Raw genomic sequence first — 15,112 nt, forward strand, 5'->3', positions numbered from 1 at the left:
TCAGACCGAACCGGGGCTCTTCGCTTCCCCGCGCTTCCTTTCGCGGTGTGCTGCGCCGGAGAAGACGGCAGCGTCTCCGGCGCCACCGAGGAGGTGCGGTCGTGGGCAGCGGTGTCCCGGGCGTAGGTTGACCGCAGGACCGCGCTGCCCGCCCACCGCCCCGGCGAGCTCTGCTGGGCGGCACCGGTCGCCCACGATCCCGGGGACAGCGAGTTGGCACGGTTCCCGAGTCACCGATCCGTTCGGCGGTCTGTTCTTCCTGCGCCAGGCGCAGCGGCGCTGAGGCCGCCCGGGATCAGTGCGCCGCCGTCTGAAACGACCGTATCCGCATCAGCACCTCGGCGCGCAGCGTCTCGGGAGCGGTCTCCTTGCAGGCGCGCTGCACCGCCTCGGTGAGGACGATGTTCAGGTGCAGCTCGTCGGAGCAGCCGTCGCAGTTGGCGAGGTGCTCGCGCACATCCGCAGCGTCCTCGCTGCAGAGCTCGTTGCGCAGATACTCTTCGAGTTCGGCCTTGGCCTTCTCGCATCCGCAGTCAGTCATGTCGTGCTCCTGGGTTCTGCACGGCCCGGTCCCCCTGAACGGCGGAGAAGCCACGCTCGTGCGCATAATCGGTCAGAAGCTCCCGGAGCATCCGACGGCCGCGGTGGAGGCGGCTCATGACGGTGCCGATCGGGGTCTTCATGATGTCGGCGATCTCCTGGTAAGAGAACCCTTCGACATCAGCGAGGTAGACGGCCAGCTGGAAGTCTTCGGGAATGGCCTGCAAAGCGTCCTTGACGGCACTGTCGGGCAGGTGGTCGATCGCCTCCGCCTCGGCCGAGCGACTCGCGGGGGCGGTGGCGGACTCCGCCCCTCCCATCTGCCAGTCCTCGAGTTCGTCGATCGTCCCCTGGTAGGGCTCGCGCTGTCTCTTGCGGTACATGTTGATGAAGGTGTTGGTGAGGATGCGGTACAGCCAGGCCTTCAGGTTGGTGCCCTGCTGGAACTGCCGGAAGGCAGCGAACGCCTTGACGTAGGTCTCCTGCACCAGGTCTTGCGCGTCGGCCGGGTTCCTGGTCATCCGGAGCGCGGCCGCATAGAGCTGGTCCATGAACGGCAGCGCCTGCTCCTCGAACAGAGCGCCCAGATCCTCAGTTTCGGTGGTCATCAGGGGCCAGTCTAGTTGCAGCTTCCGCCCGCGGTCCCCCACGGTGGCGCCCGCCGAGCCGAAGCGGGCGCGCGGGATGGAACGGGGAGCGTTGAGAACAGCGGGAGTGGACGCCACAGGCCGATCCTTCCTTCCGGCGAGAACACGGATACCCTGGACAACAATGCTGATCTCGAACTATTCCACCCCCGACTTCAATCCCTACGGCGACACCCGTGTGGAGAAGCCCAACGAACTGTGGGCCGCTCCCGTCGCGCCGGGGCCGGTCTCGGCCTCCGTCGCCCTTCCCGGGTCCAAGTCGCTGACCGCCCGCGAACTGGTTCTGGCCGCCCTCGCGGACGGCCCCTCGCTGCTGAGGGCGCCGCTGCACTCACGCGACAGCGCCGCGATGGTGGAGGCGCTGCGCTCGCTCGGCGTGAGAGTCGAAGAGAGAGAAGGCTCAGGCGGGTTCGGCTCCGATTTCCTGGTCACCCCCGCCGAAGAGCTGCTCGGCAGCACCACCATCGAGTGCGGCCAGGCCGGGACGGTCATGCGCTTCGTGCCGCCGATCGCCGGGCTCGCGCTCGGCCCGACGATGTTCGACGCGGACGACTCCGCGCGCGGCCGGCCCATGACCGCGATCATCGCCTCCCTCCGCGGGCTCGGCGTGGAGATCAACGACGACGGCCACGGCGCCCTCCCGTTCACCGTCCACGGCACCGGGACGGTCGCCGGCGGCGCGATCGAGGTAGACGCCTCCCGTTCCAGCCAGTTCGTCAGCGCCCTTCTGCTCTCGGCCAGCCGTTTCGAGAACGGCCTCGATCTGACGCACTCCGGCGAGCGCCTCCCCAGCCTGCCCCACATCGAGATGACGGTGGCCGCGCTCGCCGCGCGCGGTGTCGCCGTCGACTCACCCGAGACGGGCCGCTGGGTCGTGCAGCCCGGTCCGATCGCCGCGCGCGACGTGGACATCGAGCCGGACCTCTCCAACGCCGCCCCCTTCCTGGCCGCGGCCGTCGTCACCGGCGGCTCGGTCACGATCACGGGCTGGCCCGAGTCGACCACACAGGTCGGCGCCGACCTAGCCCACCTGCTGCCGCTGTTCGGGGCGACCGTGACGAAGGCCGTCGACCGGCTGACGGTCACCGGCCCCGAGCGCATCCAGGGCATCCGGCTGGATCTGACGACCGGCGGCGAGCTCGCGCCCGCCCTGGTCGCGATCGCCGCTCTGGCCGACAGCCCGAGCGAGATCACCGGCATCGGCCACATCTGCCACCACGAGACCGACCGCCTGGCTGCCCTCGCGGCCGAGATCAATGGTTTCGGCGGCGCGGTCACCGAGCTGGAGGACGGCCTCCGGGTCGAACCGAGGCCGCTCACGGGCGGCGTGTGGCGCAGCTACGAGGATCACCGGATGGCGACCGCCGGGGCGATCGTCGGGCTGGCCGTCGAGGGTGTGGAGATCGAGAATGTCGCCACGACGGCGAAGACCCTCCCCCACTTCACCGAGCTGTGGGCGCGGATGCTCGACGAGAGCGCCCGCCCCTGATGCCCGGCGGCTCGGGGTCGTGGTGGTCGGACGACGATGACGACGACGAGTTCGACCGCTATGACGATTCGGCCATCCGCAGCCGGCCGAATCCCAAGGGGAACCGCCCACGGACGAAGGTGCGCCCGGAGCACGCGGACGCGGAGATCGCACGGGTGCTCGGCGTCGACCGCGGGCGCTACACGGTGCTGCTGGACGAGGACGCCGACCACGAGCGCGAAGTCACGGCAGCCCGGGCCAGCGAACTGCGCCGGAAGCCCATCGTGACCGGCGACCGGGTCGCGGTCGTGGGCGACACCACCGGCGGGCAGGGCACCCTCGCGCGCATCGTCCGCATCGAGCCGCGCACGACGCTGCTGCGCCGCAGCGCCGACGACACCGACGAAGTCGAGCGGGTCATGGTCGCGAACGCCGATCAGATGCTCGTCGTCGTCGCCGCCGCAAACCCCGAACCCCGAACCCGGCTGGTTGACCGCTACCTCGTCGCCGCCTATGACGCGGGGATCGAGCCGATGCTCTGCGTGACGAAGATCGATCTGACCGACCCCGCGCCGTTCCTGCACAACTTCGCGGGGCTCGACCTGCCGGTGTTCACGAGCCGCGAGGATGCGATCCCGGTCGAGGAGATCACAGCCGCTCTGATCGGACGCAGCACCGTCGTCGTGGGGCACTCGGGGGTCGGCAAATCGACTCTCGTCAATGCGATCGTGCCCGGCGCCGGGCGCGCGACCGGACACGTCAACGAGGTGACCGGCCGGGGACGGCACACCTCCTCCTCGACCGTCTCGCTGCGGGCCGGGAACGACGCGGGCCACGGCTGGGTCATCGACACCCCGGGGGTCCGCTCGTTCGGGCTCGGGCACGTCGACACCGCCAGTATCCTGACGTCGTTCACCGACCTCGCCCGGCTCGCAGAAGAGTGCCCGCGCGGCTGCACCCACCTGCCGAACGCCCCCGACTGCGCAATCGCCGAGGCCGTCGAGGAGGGACAGCTGGGCGAGATCGGCACAGCCCGGCTGGATTCGCTGCAACGGCTCCTGACGACACTCGCGCGCTGACGGCGGCGCTGGGAGAATAGCGGCATGACTGACGCTCGTCTCGAGGCCGGCCAGGCCGCACCCGCATTCACACTGAAGGACCAGGACGGCAAATCCGTCTCGCTCGCCGACTACGCCGGTGAGCAGGTCATCGTCTACTTCTACCCCGCGGCGATGACCCCGGGCTGCACCAAGGAGGCGTGCGACTTCCGCGACAGCCTCGCCTCGCTCGCGTCGAGCGGCTACCGGGTCATCGGCATCTCGAAAGACGCCCCGGCCAAGAACAAGCGGTTCGCGGAGCAGGAGGGGCTGAACTTCCCGCTGCTCTCGGACGAAGACCTCGCGGTGCATAGCGCGTACGGCGCGTACGGCGAGAAGAAGCTCTACGGCAAGGTCGTGGAGGGCGTCATCCGCTCCACGTTCGTCCTGGACACGGACGGCAGCGTCCGCCTCCCTCTGTACAACGTGAAGGCCACCGGCCACGTCACCTCGCTGCGGAAGAAGCTCGGCCTCGACTGAGGGCGCCGGTCAAACGGCGGGCAGTCGCGGCACGGACGCGATGAGCCGTTGCGTGTAGGGGTCGGCCGGGGCGCCGAGGACGTCCTGGGTCGGCCCCTGTTCGACCACACGGCCACCGCGCAGCACGACGGCCTGCCGGCAGAGCGCCGCGACGACGCTGAGGTCGTGCGAGACCATCACAATTGTCATTTCATTTCGCTCGGTCAGCTCACCGAGCAATTCGATGATCTGGATGCGCGTGGTCACATCGAGCTCGCTCACCGGCTCGTCTGCGAGCAGCACCCGCGGTCGCGGCACGATCGCCCGGGCGATGGCGATGCGCTGGCGCTGGCCGCCCGAGAACTCGTGCCGGTAGCGCTGCGCAGCCTCCGCCGGCAGGGCGACGGCTCGCAGCGCCTCGGCCACCCGGTCGCGGGCCTCCGCCCCGCTGGCGAGCTTCAGCGAAGCAAGCGGCTCCCCGACGATGCGCCCGACGCTCTGCCGCGGATTCAGGGAGGAGTAGGGGTCCTGGAAGACCGCCTGCACACTGCGCCGGAATTCCCGCATCCGGGCCCGATCGCGCCGGTCGAGCGGCACGCCGTCGAACTCGACGCTGCCGCTGGTCGGCGCCGCGAGGCCGAGGAGCAGCGAGAGCATGGTCGTCTTGCCCGCGCCGGACTCCCCGACGAGCCCGACGCTCCGGCCCGGCTCGACCGCGAACGAGACACCGTCGAGCGCCCATACTGGGGCACGCCGGTAGCGGAAGCCGGCCTCACGCAGTTTCAGGATGACGGTCACGACACCTCCAGGGCGGCATCCAGGCGCCGGGCGCTGCGAACGAGTTCCGCCGTGTAGGGGTCGGCCGGCGAGGTCAGGATGCGTTCGATCGCGCCTTCCTCCACCACCCGTCCCCCGCGCAGCACGAGCGCTCGATCGGTCATCCGCGAGACGACCGCGAGATCGTGGCTGACGAACAGGAGCGCCATCCCGCGCTCGGCGACCAGGCTGTCCAAGAGGTTCAGGATGTCCGCCTGGACCGTGACGTCGAGCGCGGTCGTCGGTTCGTCCGCGATGAGCAGCCGGGGGCGGCAGGCCAGCGCTGCGGCGATGGCCACGCGCTGGCGCTGGCCGCCGGAGATCTCGTGTGCGTAAGCCCGGGCGATGCGTTCGGGCTCGGGCAGCCGGACCTCGGTGAGAGCCTCCAGCACCGCCTGTCGCAGCCCCGCGCCGCGCAGCCCGAGGTGGCGGTGCAGCGGCTCTGCCGCCTGCTTCCCGAGCCGCATGAGCGGGTCGAGCGCTGTCAGCGGCTCCTGGAAGACGAGCGAGGCCGTCCGCCCATGGAGCGGCACGAGCGTCCTCTCCTTGACCCCGATGACCGGCACCCCGGCGAGTTCGACCTCCCCGGTCGCCGTCAGCCCGTCGGGGAGCAACCCGGTCACAGCGAACGACGTCAGCGATTTGCCCGAGCCCGACTCGCCGATCAGGCTGAGCCGCTCCCCCACGTCGAGTCCGAACGAGACGCCCTCCACCAGCGGCGAGCCGTCGCGGCCGCTCACGCCAAGATCCCGCACCTCCAGAATCATCGCGACCTCCTGAGCGTCGGGTCGCCGATGTCCCGCACTCCGTCGGCGACGAGATTGACTCCGACCACAAGCACCACCAAGGCCACACTGGGCGCGATCGCACCCGCCGGGGCGACGGCGGCCGTTCCTTGCGCCTCTTGCAGCAGCCGGCCCCACGAGGCGTTCGGCGGCGGCGCCCCGAGCCCCAGGTACGACAGAATCGCCTCCGCGAGCACGGCGACGCCGAACTGCAGCGCGAGGTTCACGCTCAGCGTCGGCCAGATGTTGGGCAGGATGTGCCGCCCCACGATGCCCGCCCACGAGGTCCCCGCCGTCCGCGCGGCCGTGACGTACTGCTGCGCCAGCACGCGCTTCGCGAGGATGCGCGTCAGCCGCGCGACCACCGCCGACAGCGCGAGCCCGATCGCCAGGATCGCCGTCCCGAGCGACGCCCCCTGCGCCGCGACGATGAGCATGGCGAGCAGCAGCGTCGGGAAGGCGATCAGGATGTCGAGCACAGCCGAGACCGTGTCGTCCAGCCAGCGCGTCGCGAAAGCGGCCAGCGTCCCGACCGTCACACCGGCGATCGCGCCGATGACCGCCGCTCCCGCTCCGACCGCGAGGACGATCCGGGAGCCGATCATGAGCTGGGTCAGCAGATCACGCCCGAACCGGTCGGTCCCGAGCCAGTGCGAGGCGTCCGGCGGGTGCAGCCGCCCGCCCGAGGTGTCGCCCTGCGCGTACGGAAGCCACACGAACGAGACCGCTGCCACGAGCGCCACCAGCCCGACCAGCGCCAGGCCGGTCCCGAGCGTCAGCGACCGGCGCGTGCGGTGCGGGGCGCCCGCGCGCCGGTCCGGCGCCGGGTCCTGAGCGACCGTCTGCTTCACCACCGCGTTCATCGGTCCCCCGAAATGCTGTGCCGCAGCCGCGGGTCGATGAGGCGCTGCGTGATGTCGGCCAGGAAGCCGACAACCAGGACGAGCAGCGTCGAGACGAAGAGGATGCCCTGGATGCCGGGGGAGTCATGCTGCTCGATCGCCCTCAGCAGCATGCTCCCCAGCCCCGGCAGCGCGAACACGCTCTCGACCACGACCGCCCCGAGGAACGCGGTCGCCAGCTCGATCCCGAGAACCGAGACAACCGGCGCCGCGCCGTTGCGCAGTCCGTGCCGCCACATCGCCCGCCCGAATCCGGAACCGAGCGCACGGGCGTTCCGCAAGTAGTCGCTGCCGATCACATCCAGCGTCGCGCTGCGCACATACCACGAGATCGAGGCGCTCATCACAATCGCGATCGTCGCGATCGGCAGCGCGAGCGACCCGAGCGCCGCAACCGGGTCGGCCCAGTCGTCCCGCGGGAATCCGCCCGACGGGAACCAGCGCAGGGCGATCGAGAACACGCCGACCAGCAGAATGCCGACCCAGAACACCGGCACGGCGATCCCCAGCTGCGAGAACGCGGAGAGCGCCAGCCCGTACCATCGGTCGGCCTTCCAAGCCGCGAAGAAACCGATCGGCAGCGCCAGCCCGACCGCGAGCGCGAACGAGAGCAGCGTCAGCTGGACGGTCACCACCAGCCGGGACGCGATCTCCGGGCCGATCGGCAGGGAGGTGATGAACGACTCCCCGAGATCGAACGTGAGGAGGGATCCGAACCACGTCGCGAACTGCTGCACCAGCGGGAGGTCGCTGCCGACCTGCTGCCGCGCCGCCGCGATCTGCTCCGGGGTCGCGCTCGCGGAGGGCAGCGCGTTGGCCGGATCGCCCGGGAGCACACGCAAGAGGAAGAACAGCACCACCATGGCGAGCAGCAACGACACCACGAGGAACGCCGTGCGACGGAAGAGGTAGACAGCCATGATGATCTCAGCGTAGATGCCCGGACGTCCGGGGAGAGGGCCACCCGGGACTCTGTGGAGAGGCGGATCGGACGATGGGGGTGTGGAGGACTACTTCTTGACGATGCCGTAGGCGTAGAACTGCGAGTTCAGCCCGTTCACCGGATAGCCGGTCACAGCGCTCGAGGCGACCACGATCTGCGGATACAGGTACAGCCAGGCGCTGGCCGCGTCCTTCGCGATCTGCTCGCCCACGAGCTTGAGCTTCGCGGTCTGCTCAGCCGTGGTCGGCGCCTGCTCCGCTTCGGCGACCCACTGGGTCACCTGGGGATTGCCGTAACCCCAGTAGAAGTCCGGGTTGCCATACCAGACCACATCGCGGTCGTTGACGTGCTCCTGCAGCGTCGCGGTGAAGTCGTGGTTCTTGAACACTTTCGTGTACCACTCATCGGCGGAGATCGAGTTGATGTTCACCGTGACTCCGACTTTGGCGAGTTCCGTCTTGAGGAACTCGGCCACCGCCGGGTGCGGGTCGTAGGTCGGGGTGTCGAGCGCGAAGGCGAACCCGTTCGGGAATCCGGCCTCGGCCAGTTCCTTCTTCGCGAGCGAGACATCGTACGGGTTGACTGCGGTGAGGTCTTCGTACCAGGGGTCGCTCGGCGGGACCATCGAGCCGATGAGCGTGCCATAGTCTCCCCAGATCGACGTGAGGAGCTTCTTTTTGTCGATCGCCGAGGAGACAGCTTTGCGCACCTCAGCCTTGTCGAACGGCGCGACCCTGTCGTTGAAGGCCAGGAGTTCTTTCGTCGTCGAGGTCCCCTCGCTGATCCGGTAGTCCGCATTGCCCCGGAACTGCGCGAGCGCGTCCGGGCTCTGCACACTCGTGACGATGTCGACGCGGTTGGTCAGCAGGGCGTTCGAGAGAGCGCTCGCGTCGGTGAAGTACTCGAAGACGACCTCCCTGTTCTTCGCCGCGGCGCCCCAGTAGCCGCTCCAGCGCTCGAGGCTGAGCGAACTGCCGCGTTTCCAGGCGCCGAGCTTGTACGGCCCCGTGCCGTCCTCGGCCGTCTTGTAGTTCGACGTACCCGGTCCGTAGATCCAGATGTATGCTGAGGTTGTACGGCAGCGAAATCGACCGCGCCATCAGCGTGATGACCACGGTCTTCGCGTCGGGCGTCTCGATGCCGGAGATCACAGCGAGCTGCGACTTGCGGGCGGACTGGGAGCCGTCAGCGAGGACGCGCTCGATGCTCGACTTCACCGCGGCGCTGGTGAGCGGCTTGCCGGAGTGGAAGCTAACGCCATCGCGCAGGGTAAACGTGTACGTCAGGCCGTCCTCGCTCGCCGTGTAGCCGGTGGCGAGCAACGGCTCGACTTTGCCGTCGTCCGTGAGCGCGAACAGACCCTCGTAGACATTGCCGTTCAGCGCCTCGGTCACGCCCTGTCCGCCGCCGCCGGTGTTGTCGAGGTTGACCGGCTCATAGAGCGAGCCGATGGCGATGGACGCGTCCGGGCCCCCAGCGGACGACGGGCCGCCCGCGCAGCCGGCGAGCGCCAGCGCCGAGGCCAGGCCGATCGCGAGCGTGGCGAGAAGGGGAGTCTTTCTCAAGGGCGTTCTCCTGTACTGTGAGGAAGGTTGGGTGTTTGGGCGGGTCAGTGCGCGAAGCCCTCGCGGAACACGACGCGCTTCTCCCCGGCCGTGACCGGGAAGGCGAAGCGGTTGCTCCGCGGCGGCAGCGGACAGTTGAACTGGTCCGAGAAGCCGCAGGGCGGGACGAATGCGCGGTTGAAGTCGAGGACGGCGCGATCGCCATGCCGGGCGACGAAGAGGAAGCGGCCGGAGGCGTAGGTCCCGCCGTCGCCCTCGACGCCGTTGGTCGGGTCGCCGAAGACCAACAGCAGCGTCCCTTCATCGTCGAACGCGCTCAGGGTGTAGTCGACGCCGTCGCGCGAGAAGGAGATGTCTCCGGGTACGACCTTGTCGCGGGTAAGGCCGTTGTCCCGGATGTGCTCGAACGGGATGGTGCGCTCCCCCGCCACCGGTGTGAACGTCGCCTCAACGACCCACGCCGGGTCGAACGGGAAGGCGTCGATGGTGTCGAAGGCCCGGATGGCCGGGGCCGCCGCTTCCCAGAGCCGGATGCCTCGCTCAGGGACGCCGGTGTCGAGGGTGCCGCGCTCGAGCGCGGTGGCGGTGACGGTCGCGGGGTGGCCGGCCAGCGCCTCCTACGCGCTCGTCGTGTCGCCCTCAGGCAGCCAGCGCGTCTCGATGAGCGCGAGATTCCCTATCGGGCCGACGACGGCGGACAGCCACGAGGAGCGCCACGAGCTATAGACGGCGCGAGCGGCCGCGACGGTGGACGGGGAGGCGGAGAGCAGGGCGGGTGCAGCTGGGGCAGGGAGTTGAGACACGATTCCAGACATAACACCCCGAGTCTCGGGGTTGTTCCCAGCCCGGCGCTATTCGTGTGACTGAGTATTTCGGGCGATGACCTTCACAACCGAAGGAACCACGGCGAGCACCCCGGCGGCGACCGCAGGGACAAGCAGGCCCCAGCCCAGATCCGGCCGCGCGACGAGGCCCTGGAAGCTGCCGACGGCGACCGCCAGCATCAGGACCTGGATGGTGACCGTCGAGGCACGCGCCCACGCCCGCAGTGCGAGGATGCCGACCAGCGTCGCGATCGCCCACACTGCGGCCAGCACGGTGAGCACGAAGATCGCGATCGCCGTCACGAACGACTGAGGGGCGATCGTGAGCAGGTCGACCAGCAGCCAGACCGCCAGCCCGGTGACAAGAGCGGACTCCAGACCGAGGATCACGGCCAGCGCCACCAGCAGCGGCGGACGACGGGGGGAAGACAGGGCGGGCACTTTAGCGTCCAGACGTTTCGATCGTGTGTTCACAGCGTTGTCTCATACAAAACTATTGATTCGAGTTAACCGCTATGGGAGCATATGGGAGGTCGAGTTAACGCTCACAGGGTCGTGGTCATTTCTCGTTTCTTACGGGTCTGAACCCTGTAACCCGACTGCTTACCCTGCATCCTAAGCCTCTCTGGCCGGGAGAAACCTAGCAAACAACAAGGAGCACATTTTCATGGATTGGCGCGACAAAGCCGCCTGCCTGACCGCGGACCCCGAACTGTTCTTCCCGGTAGGCAACACCGGCCCCGCCGTCGACCAGATCGACAAGGCGAAGACGGTCTGCGCGCGCTGCACCGTGACCGAGATCTGCCTGCAGTACGCCCTCGAGACCAGCCAGGACTCGGGCGTCTGGGGCGGCCTCTCCGAGGACGAGCGCCGCGCCCTCAAACGACGTGCCGCCCGCGCCCGCCGCGCCTCCTGAACCCGCGCGACTTACGGTTCGGCCCTCGCGCCCACACGAAACGGCCGGGCCGGTGTCACCCCTTGGTCAGGTAGCGCAACGGAACCTCGATGGTAACCTCTGTGCCCTGTCCCATCATCGTGTGCCAATCGATCGCACCTCCCAGTTCACCCTGGATGAGCGTGCGGACGATCTGGGTGCCGAGACCCGAGCCGACCTTGCCCTCGGGCAGGCCGGAGCCGTTGTCGACCACCTTGACCGTCAGGAAGTCCGCGGTGCGGGCGGCGACGATCTTCACCTGGCCTTCGCGTCCCGCCAGCCCGTGTTCGACAGCGTTCGTCACCAGTTCCGTCAGGGCGAGGGCGAGCGGAGTCGCATACTCGCTCGGCATCGAGCCGAACCGGCCCGTCCGCTTCGGATGCACGGTCGTCGTGTGACTCGCGGCGACCTCCGCCACGAGGAGCAGCACCCGATCGAACACATCATCGAAATCCACGATCTGATCGAGACCGGTGGAGAGCGTGTCGTGGACGACGGCGATCGCAGCCACTCGCCGCATCGCCTGGCTCAGCGCCTCGCGCGCCTCTTCGGAATGGGTGCGCCGGGCCTGGATGCGCAACAGTGAGGCGACCGTCTGCAGATTGTTCTTCACCCGGTGGTGGATCTCCCGGATGGTCGCGTCCTTCGTGATCAGTTCGCGCTCCTGGTGGCGCTGCTCGGACACATCCCGGCACAGCACGATCGCGCCGACCCGCTCGCCGCGGTTGCGGATCGGGATGGCGCGCAGCGAGACGGTGACGCCGCGCGCCTCGATGTCGGTCCGCCACGGCGCACGGCCGGTCATGACCAGCGGCAGCGACTCGTCCACCGCGATCGTGCCCACCAGCAGCTTCGTGGTGACGGTCGCGAGGGACTCGCCCTCCAGCTCCCCGGTGAAACCCATCCGGTTGAAGGCGCTCAGGGCGTTCGGGCTCGCGAACGTGGTGATGCCGTCGACACCGAGCCGGATCAGGCCGTCCGCCGCCCGTGGGGCACCGCGCCGCGGGGCCGCAGGGGCTCCCGGATCGGGGAAGTCTCCCGTCGCGATCATCGTGAACAGATCATTGGCGCAGTCGTTGAATGTCAGCTCCTGCCGGCTCGGCGTACGCGCCTCGCTGAGGTTGGTGTGCCGGGTGATCACCGCAATCGGCTCCTCCGCCAGCTCCGGCGAGTGGACGCTCAGCCGGCGGATGACTGGAAGCGCGCGCACCCGGGTGGGCGTCTCCTCGTACCAGTCGGGCGCGGACATGTCGATGATGGATTTCGTCCGGTACGCGTCCGTCACCTGCTGCGACCACTCCGGCTTGATCCGCTGGCCCACGAAGTCTCGGTAGAACAGCGTCGCCGCGCTGGAAGGCCGCGCGTGGGCGACCGCCACGAAATCGTCATCGGCCGTCGGCACCCAGAGCACGATGTCCGCGAAAGCGAGATCGGCCAGCAGCTGCCAGTCACCCACCAGCCCGTACAGCCATTCGACGTCGGCCTCGGAAGAGCGGCCCTGGGCATGAACGAGATCACTGAGCGTCGACACGTCACCAGTGTATGCGGGTCGGCATTTCTGGAATGTTGCACAAGCGAGACAAAAACGCAAGGCATGCTTTTCTGTGCTTTTACGCTCTGTACCTTTGTCCGGCCGGCTGTTTGGGTGGGTGAACCACGCGCTCGACAGCAAACGGCCCACGAGAGAGGACCACGACATGATGCCACACCCCCGGAACCGTCCGGACACACCCGGAGCGTCCCTCGGCCTCGGCTCGGCGGACGAATCGCCGGCTGGCGGCGAGACCGCGACGACGCGCGACACCGGCGGCCGCGAGCTTCCCGTCTCCTCGCCGGACCTCAGCGCCGACGCCGCCGCACTGTGTTCCACTCTCGCCCTCTGCGTCGTCGAGATCATCGCCGATGCCAGCGCCGTGATCGGGGAAGAGCTCGGCGAAAGCCTCGTCACCGCGGGCCAATACTCGTTCCTCGGCGCCGGGTGGAGCGTGGGGCTCGCCCACGAGGCCGCGCTCAAGATGCGCGAAGCAGCCCAGTCGTGGACCGAATCGTACCCGGCCAAGGAGTACCGGCACGGCCCGATCGCGATCGCCGCGCCCGGCCGGGTGACCTGGATGTTCGGGGACGCTCCGGCTGGCCTCGCCGACGACGTCGCAGCCACGGGGGCGCATTTCGAGCACCGCGGCATCGATGGGATGGCCGACCTCGTCCGCGCGCAACGGGTCGCCCTGGAACGGGCCCGGCGCTCCGGGCTGGACCCCGACCGGCCGCGCAACCTGACGCGATCCGTCATCCTTTCCTCGTGAATCAGCCAGCTTTCCCCTCCCCGGCTCCCCTCGGCGACGGAGAAGCCGTCCTCGCGTTCGATGTCGGCGGCACCGATATGAAAGCGGCGCTGATCGACCCGGCGGGCCGGATCGCAGAAGTCGTACGGCGTCCGACGCCGCTCGACGGGGAACGCACCGGCGAGGACGTCGTCGCGGCCGTGGCGGATCTCGCAGCGAGGTTCGCGGGCGCGCACCCGGGCATCCGCCCGGCCGCCGCGGGCCTGCTAGTGCCCGGGCAGGTGGACGACGACACCGGGAACCTCGGCTGGCGGGACTTCCCGTTCCGCGACCGCGCCTCTGCGGCGCTCGGCGGGCCCGTCTCGTTCAGCCACGATGTGCGCGGCGCGGGCGAGGCAGAGCACCGGCTCGGCGCCGCAGCGCCGTTCCGCGACACCGTGGTCATGGCGATCGGCACGGGCATCGCCGGGGCGATCTTCCTGGACGGCCGCCTGCACACCGGCGGAGGGCTGGCGGGCGAGATGGGACACTCCCGCGTCGCTGAGGGACCGGACTGCGCGTGCGGCGGACGCGGCTGTCTGGAAGCGGTGGCCTCGGCCGCGGCCATCGCGCGCCGGTACAGTGCGCTGACCGGTCACTCCGTTCCGGGAGCGCGCGAAGTGCTCGAGCGCGCGCAGGCCGGGGACCCGGCCGCCACCAGGATCTGGGAGAGCGCCCTCGACGCGCTCGCTCTCGACCTCTCGCACACGGTGGCGCTGCTCGCCCCGGAGGCGATCGTCATCGGGGGCGGGCTCTCGCAGGCGGGGGATGCGCTGTTCGTGCCGCTCGCGGAGAAGCTGGACACCATCCTGACCTTCCAGCGGCGGCCCGCACTGCTGCCGGCCCGCATCGGCGAGAACGCCGGGGTCATCCGCGCTGCGCTGCGGGCCAGAGACCTGCTCGCCGAGACGGCGCGGGAGCCGGCCCTGTGATCCTGACCGTCACGCCGAACCCCGCGATCGACCTGACCTACCGCGTACCCGCGCTGGAAGCCGGCGAGACGCACCGGGTCGCTCCCCCGACTGCGCGGGCCGGGGGCAAGGGCCTGAACGTCGCGCGGGTGATCGCCCAGACCGGTGTGGCCGCGTTCGCGCTCACGACGGCGGGCGGCGCGTCCGGGCTCCGCCTGGCCGGCGATCTCGAAGCGAGCGGCATCCCCTCCGAGCTGGTGCCGGTCGCCGCTCCCACCCGCGCCACCGTCGCGATCCTCGCCGAGACCGGCGGGGCGCTGTCCGCCGCCGAATGGAACGCGCTCCGGGAGAGCGCAAACCGGCTCGCTGGGCCCGCGACCGCCCTCGTCGGCTCGGGCAGCCTCCCGCCGGACGCGCCCGACGACATCTACGCCGAGCTGGTCGCGATCGCGCTGGCCCACCGGATTCCGAGCGTGATCGACGCGGACGGGCGCTCGCTCCTCGCGGCCGCGGAGGCCGGGGCGAGCGTGCTCAAACCGAATCGCCGCGAGCTGGCCGGTGCCGCCGGGACGGACGACCCGGTCGCCGGCGCCCGCCTGCTGCTCGACGCCGGGGCCGGTCTGGTGCTCGTGTCGCTCGGCGGCGACGGAATGCTCGCCGTGCGTCCCGGGGCCGAACCCGCCGGCGTGCGCCTGCCCGAACCGCTCAGCGGCAATGCGACCGGCGCGGGTGACGCCGCCGTTGCAGCCGTCGCTACGGCGCTCGCGGCCGGCGAGGACGATCCGCTCGTCCTGCTGCGACGCGCGGCCGCCTGGTCCGCCGCCGTCCTCGCCCCGCTCGCGGGCGAGCTCGATCCCGCCTATGCGGAGTTCGAGGCCCGCCTCGTCCCCGCCTGACCGA

General features: G+C 69.8%; 18 protein-coding genes and 1 pseudogene. 7 read left to right on the top strand and 12 right to left on the bottom strand.

The window, feature by feature from the left end; translation table 11 throughout:
* Nucleotides 1-295 precede the first annotated feature (295 nt).
* Nucleotides 296-541: a zf-HC2 domain-containing protein gene (locus tag LXX_RS09425; protein WP_041767693.1), complete on the bottom strand. Its 246-nt coding sequence runs from the start codon at nt 539-541 to the stop codon at nt 296-298.
* A complete protein-coding gene (locus tag LXX_RS09430) occupies nt 534-1,148 on the bottom strand; it encodes a sigma-70 family RNA polymerase sigma factor (protein WP_081423205.1) in 615 nt (204 codons plus the stop codon). The genes LXX_RS09425 and LXX_RS09430 overlap by 8 nt, the downstream gene beginning before the upstream one ends.
* A 163-nt stretch (nt 1,149-1,311) precedes the next feature.
* Between LXX_RS09430 and aroA the strand changes: the two genes are divergently transcribed.
* From aroA to bcp, 3 genes are read left to right on the top strand one after another with little or no spacing between them, the layout of a single operon-like run.
* Nucleotides 1,312-2,676: a 3-phosphoshikimate 1-carboxyvinyltransferase gene (gene aroA, locus LXX_RS09435; RefSeq protein ID WP_041767694.1), complete on the top strand. Its 1,365-nt coding sequence runs from the start codon at nt 1,312-1,314 to the stop codon at nt 2,674-2,676.
* On the top strand, nt 2,676-3,734 hold the full coding sequence (gene rsgA, locus LXX_RS09440) for a ribosome small subunit-dependent GTPase A (RefSeq protein WP_011186629.1): 1,059 nt from the start codon (nt 2,676-2,678) through the stop codon (nt 3,732-3,734). Before aroA ends, rsgA begins: the two co-directional genes overlap by 1 nt.
* Before the next feature lie 24 nt (nt 3,735-3,758).
* Entirely contained in the window at nt 3,759-4,232 is a 474-nt protein-coding gene (bcp, locus tag LXX_RS09445) for a thioredoxin-dependent thiol peroxidase (protein ID WP_011186630.1), read from the top strand.
* Between the two features lie 9 nt (nt 4,233-4,241).
* On the opposite strand, the gene LXX_RS09450 is transcribed toward bcp, so the two are convergent.
* From LXX_RS09450 to LXX_RS09480, 9 genes and pseudogenes are all read right to left on the bottom strand, one after another.
* Nucleotides 4,242-5,009 (bottom strand): ABC transporter ATP-binding protein, encoded by a 768-nt coding sequence (locus LXX_RS09450; RefSeq protein WP_011186631.1) that lies wholly within the window; start codon nt 5,007-5,009, stop codon nt 4,242-4,244.
* Nucleotides 5,006-5,794, bottom strand: a complete 789-nt coding sequence (locus LXX_RS09455; RefSeq protein WP_041767695.1) for an ATP-binding cassette domain-containing protein — start codon at nt 5,792-5,794, stop codon at nt 5,006-5,008. Before LXX_RS09455 ends, LXX_RS09450 begins: the two co-directional genes overlap by 4 nt.
* Nucleotides 5,791-6,675, bottom strand: coding sequence for an ABC transporter permease (locus LXX_RS09460; RefSeq protein ID WP_041767696.1), 885 nt, complete (start codon nt 6,673-6,675; stop codon nt 5,791-5,793). Before LXX_RS09460 ends, LXX_RS09455 begins: the two co-directional genes overlap by 4 nt.
* A complete protein-coding gene (locus LXX_RS09465) occupies nt 6,672-7,634 on the bottom strand; it encodes an ABC transporter permease (protein ID WP_011186633.1) in 963 nt (320 codons plus the stop codon). The genes LXX_RS09460 and LXX_RS09465 overlap by 4 nt, the downstream gene beginning before the upstream one ends.
* Nucleotides 7,635-7,724: 90 nt before the next feature.
* The gene (locus LXX_RS09470) at nt 7,725-8,717 is read right to left on the bottom strand and encodes an ABC transporter substrate-binding protein (protein WP_370558478.1); all 993 of its coding nucleotides are present in this window, start codon (nt 8,715-8,717) and stop codon (nt 7,725-7,727) included.
* A gap of 88 nt (nt 8,718-8,805) precedes the next feature.
* Nucleotides 8,806-9,051 (bottom strand): annotated as a pseudogene (locus LXX_RS16280) (ABC transporter substrate-binding protein); the annotation flags it as partial.
* A gap of 215 nt (nt 9,052-9,266) precedes the next feature.
* Nucleotides 9,267-9,833: a DUF1684 domain-containing protein gene (locus LXX_RS15780; protein ID WP_370558479.1), complete on the bottom strand. Its 567-nt coding sequence runs from the start codon at nt 9,831-9,833 to the stop codon at nt 9,267-9,269.
* 6 nt (nt 9,834-9,839) lie between these two features.
* Nucleotides 9,840-10,025, bottom strand: coding sequence for a hypothetical protein (locus LXX_RS15785; RefSeq protein WP_223227632.1), 186 nt, complete (start codon nt 10,023-10,025; stop codon nt 9,840-9,842).
* A gap of 48 nt (nt 10,026-10,073) precedes the next feature.
* A complete protein-coding gene (locus LXX_RS09480) occupies nt 10,074-10,520 on the bottom strand; it encodes a hypothetical protein (RefSeq protein WP_223227633.1) in 447 nt (148 codons plus the stop codon).
* 193 nt (nt 10,521-10,713) lie between these two features.
* Here LXX_RS09480 and LXX_RS09485 point away from each other — a divergent pair, with 193 nt between their 5' ends.
* A complete protein-coding gene (locus LXX_RS09485; protein WP_011186636.1) occupies nt 10,714-10,962 on the top strand; it encodes a WhiB family transcriptional regulator in 249 nt (82 codons plus the stop codon).
* 55 nt (nt 10,963-11,017) lie between these two features.
* Here LXX_RS09485 and LXX_RS09490 read toward each other — a convergent pair whose 3' ends face one another.
* Nucleotides 11,018-12,511 (bottom strand): sensor histidine kinase, encoded by a 1,494-nt coding sequence (locus tag LXX_RS09490; protein WP_011186637.1) that lies wholly within the window; start codon nt 12,509-12,511, stop codon nt 11,018-11,020.
* 166 nt (nt 12,512-12,677) lie between these two features.
* Between LXX_RS09490 and LXX_RS15790 the strand changes: the two genes are divergently transcribed.
* The 3 genes from LXX_RS15790 to LXX_RS09505 are packed head-to-tail and all read left to right on the top strand — an operon-like array spanning nt 12,678 to nt 15,108.
* Complete coding sequence (locus tag LXX_RS15790; RefSeq protein ID WP_223227634.1) at nt 12,678-13,283, top strand: SIS domain-containing protein; 606 nt, start codon at nt 12,678-12,680, stop codon at nt 13,281-13,283.
* A complete protein-coding gene (locus LXX_RS14425; protein ID WP_041767697.1) occupies nt 13,280-14,233 on the top strand; it encodes an ROK family protein in 954 nt (317 codons plus the stop codon). The genes LXX_RS15790 and LXX_RS14425 overlap by 4 nt, the downstream gene beginning before the upstream one ends.
* Nucleotides 14,230-15,108, top strand: coding sequence for a PfkB family carbohydrate kinase (locus LXX_RS09505; RefSeq protein ID WP_011186640.1), 879 nt, complete (start codon nt 14,230-14,232; stop codon nt 15,106-15,108). The genes LXX_RS14425 and LXX_RS09505 overlap by 4 nt, the downstream gene beginning before the upstream one ends.
* Nucleotides 15,109-15,112 lie beyond the last annotated feature (4 nt).

This window comes from Leifsonia xyli subsp. xyli str. CTCB07 (assembly GCF_000007665.1).
Taxonomy (GTDB): Bacteria; Actinomycetota; Actinomycetes; order Actinomycetales; family Microbacteriaceae; genus Leifsonia; species Leifsonia xyli_C.

Bases quoted from the DNA above. Each gene is read 5' to 3' on its own strand.
- bcp (WP_011186630.1), top strand. From the start codon at position 3,759: ATGACTGACGCTCGTCTCGAGGCCGGCCAGGCCGCACCCGCATTCACA.
- LXX_RS09485 (WP_011186636.1), top strand. From the start codon at position 10,714: ATGGATTGGCGCGACAAAGCCGCCTGCCTGACCGCGGACCCCGAACTG.
- rsgA (WP_011186629.1), top strand. From the start codon at position 2,676: ATGCCCGGCGGCTCGGGGTCGTGGTGGTCGGACGACGATGACGACGAC.
- LXX_RS09455 (WP_041767695.1), bottom strand. From the start codon at position 5,794: ATGATTCTGGAGGTGCGGGATCTTGGCGTGAGCGGCCGCGACGGCTCG.
- LXX_RS09425 (WP_041767693.1), bottom strand. From the start codon at position 541: ATGACTGACTGCGGATGCGAGAAGGCCAAGGCCGAACTCGAAGAGTAT.
- aroA (WP_041767694.1), top strand. From the start codon at position 1,312: ATGCTGATCTCGAACTATTCCACCCCCGACTTCAATCCCTACGGCGAC.
- LXX_RS09430 (WP_081423205.1), bottom strand. From the start codon at position 1,148: ATGACCACCGAAACTGAGGATCTGGGCGCTCTGTTCGAGGAGCAGGCG.
- LXX_RS09465 (WP_011186633.1), bottom strand. From the start codon at position 7,634: ATGGCTGTCTACCTCTTCCGTCGCACGGCGTTCCTCGTGGTGTCGTTG.
- LXX_RS09460 (WP_041767696.1), bottom strand. From the start codon at position 6,675: ATGAACGCGGTGGTGAAGCAGACGGTCGCTCAGGACCCGGCGCCGGAC.
- LXX_RS15790 (WP_223227634.1), top strand. From the start codon at position 12,678: ATGATGCCACACCCCCGGAACCGTCCGGACACACCCGGAGCGTCCCTC.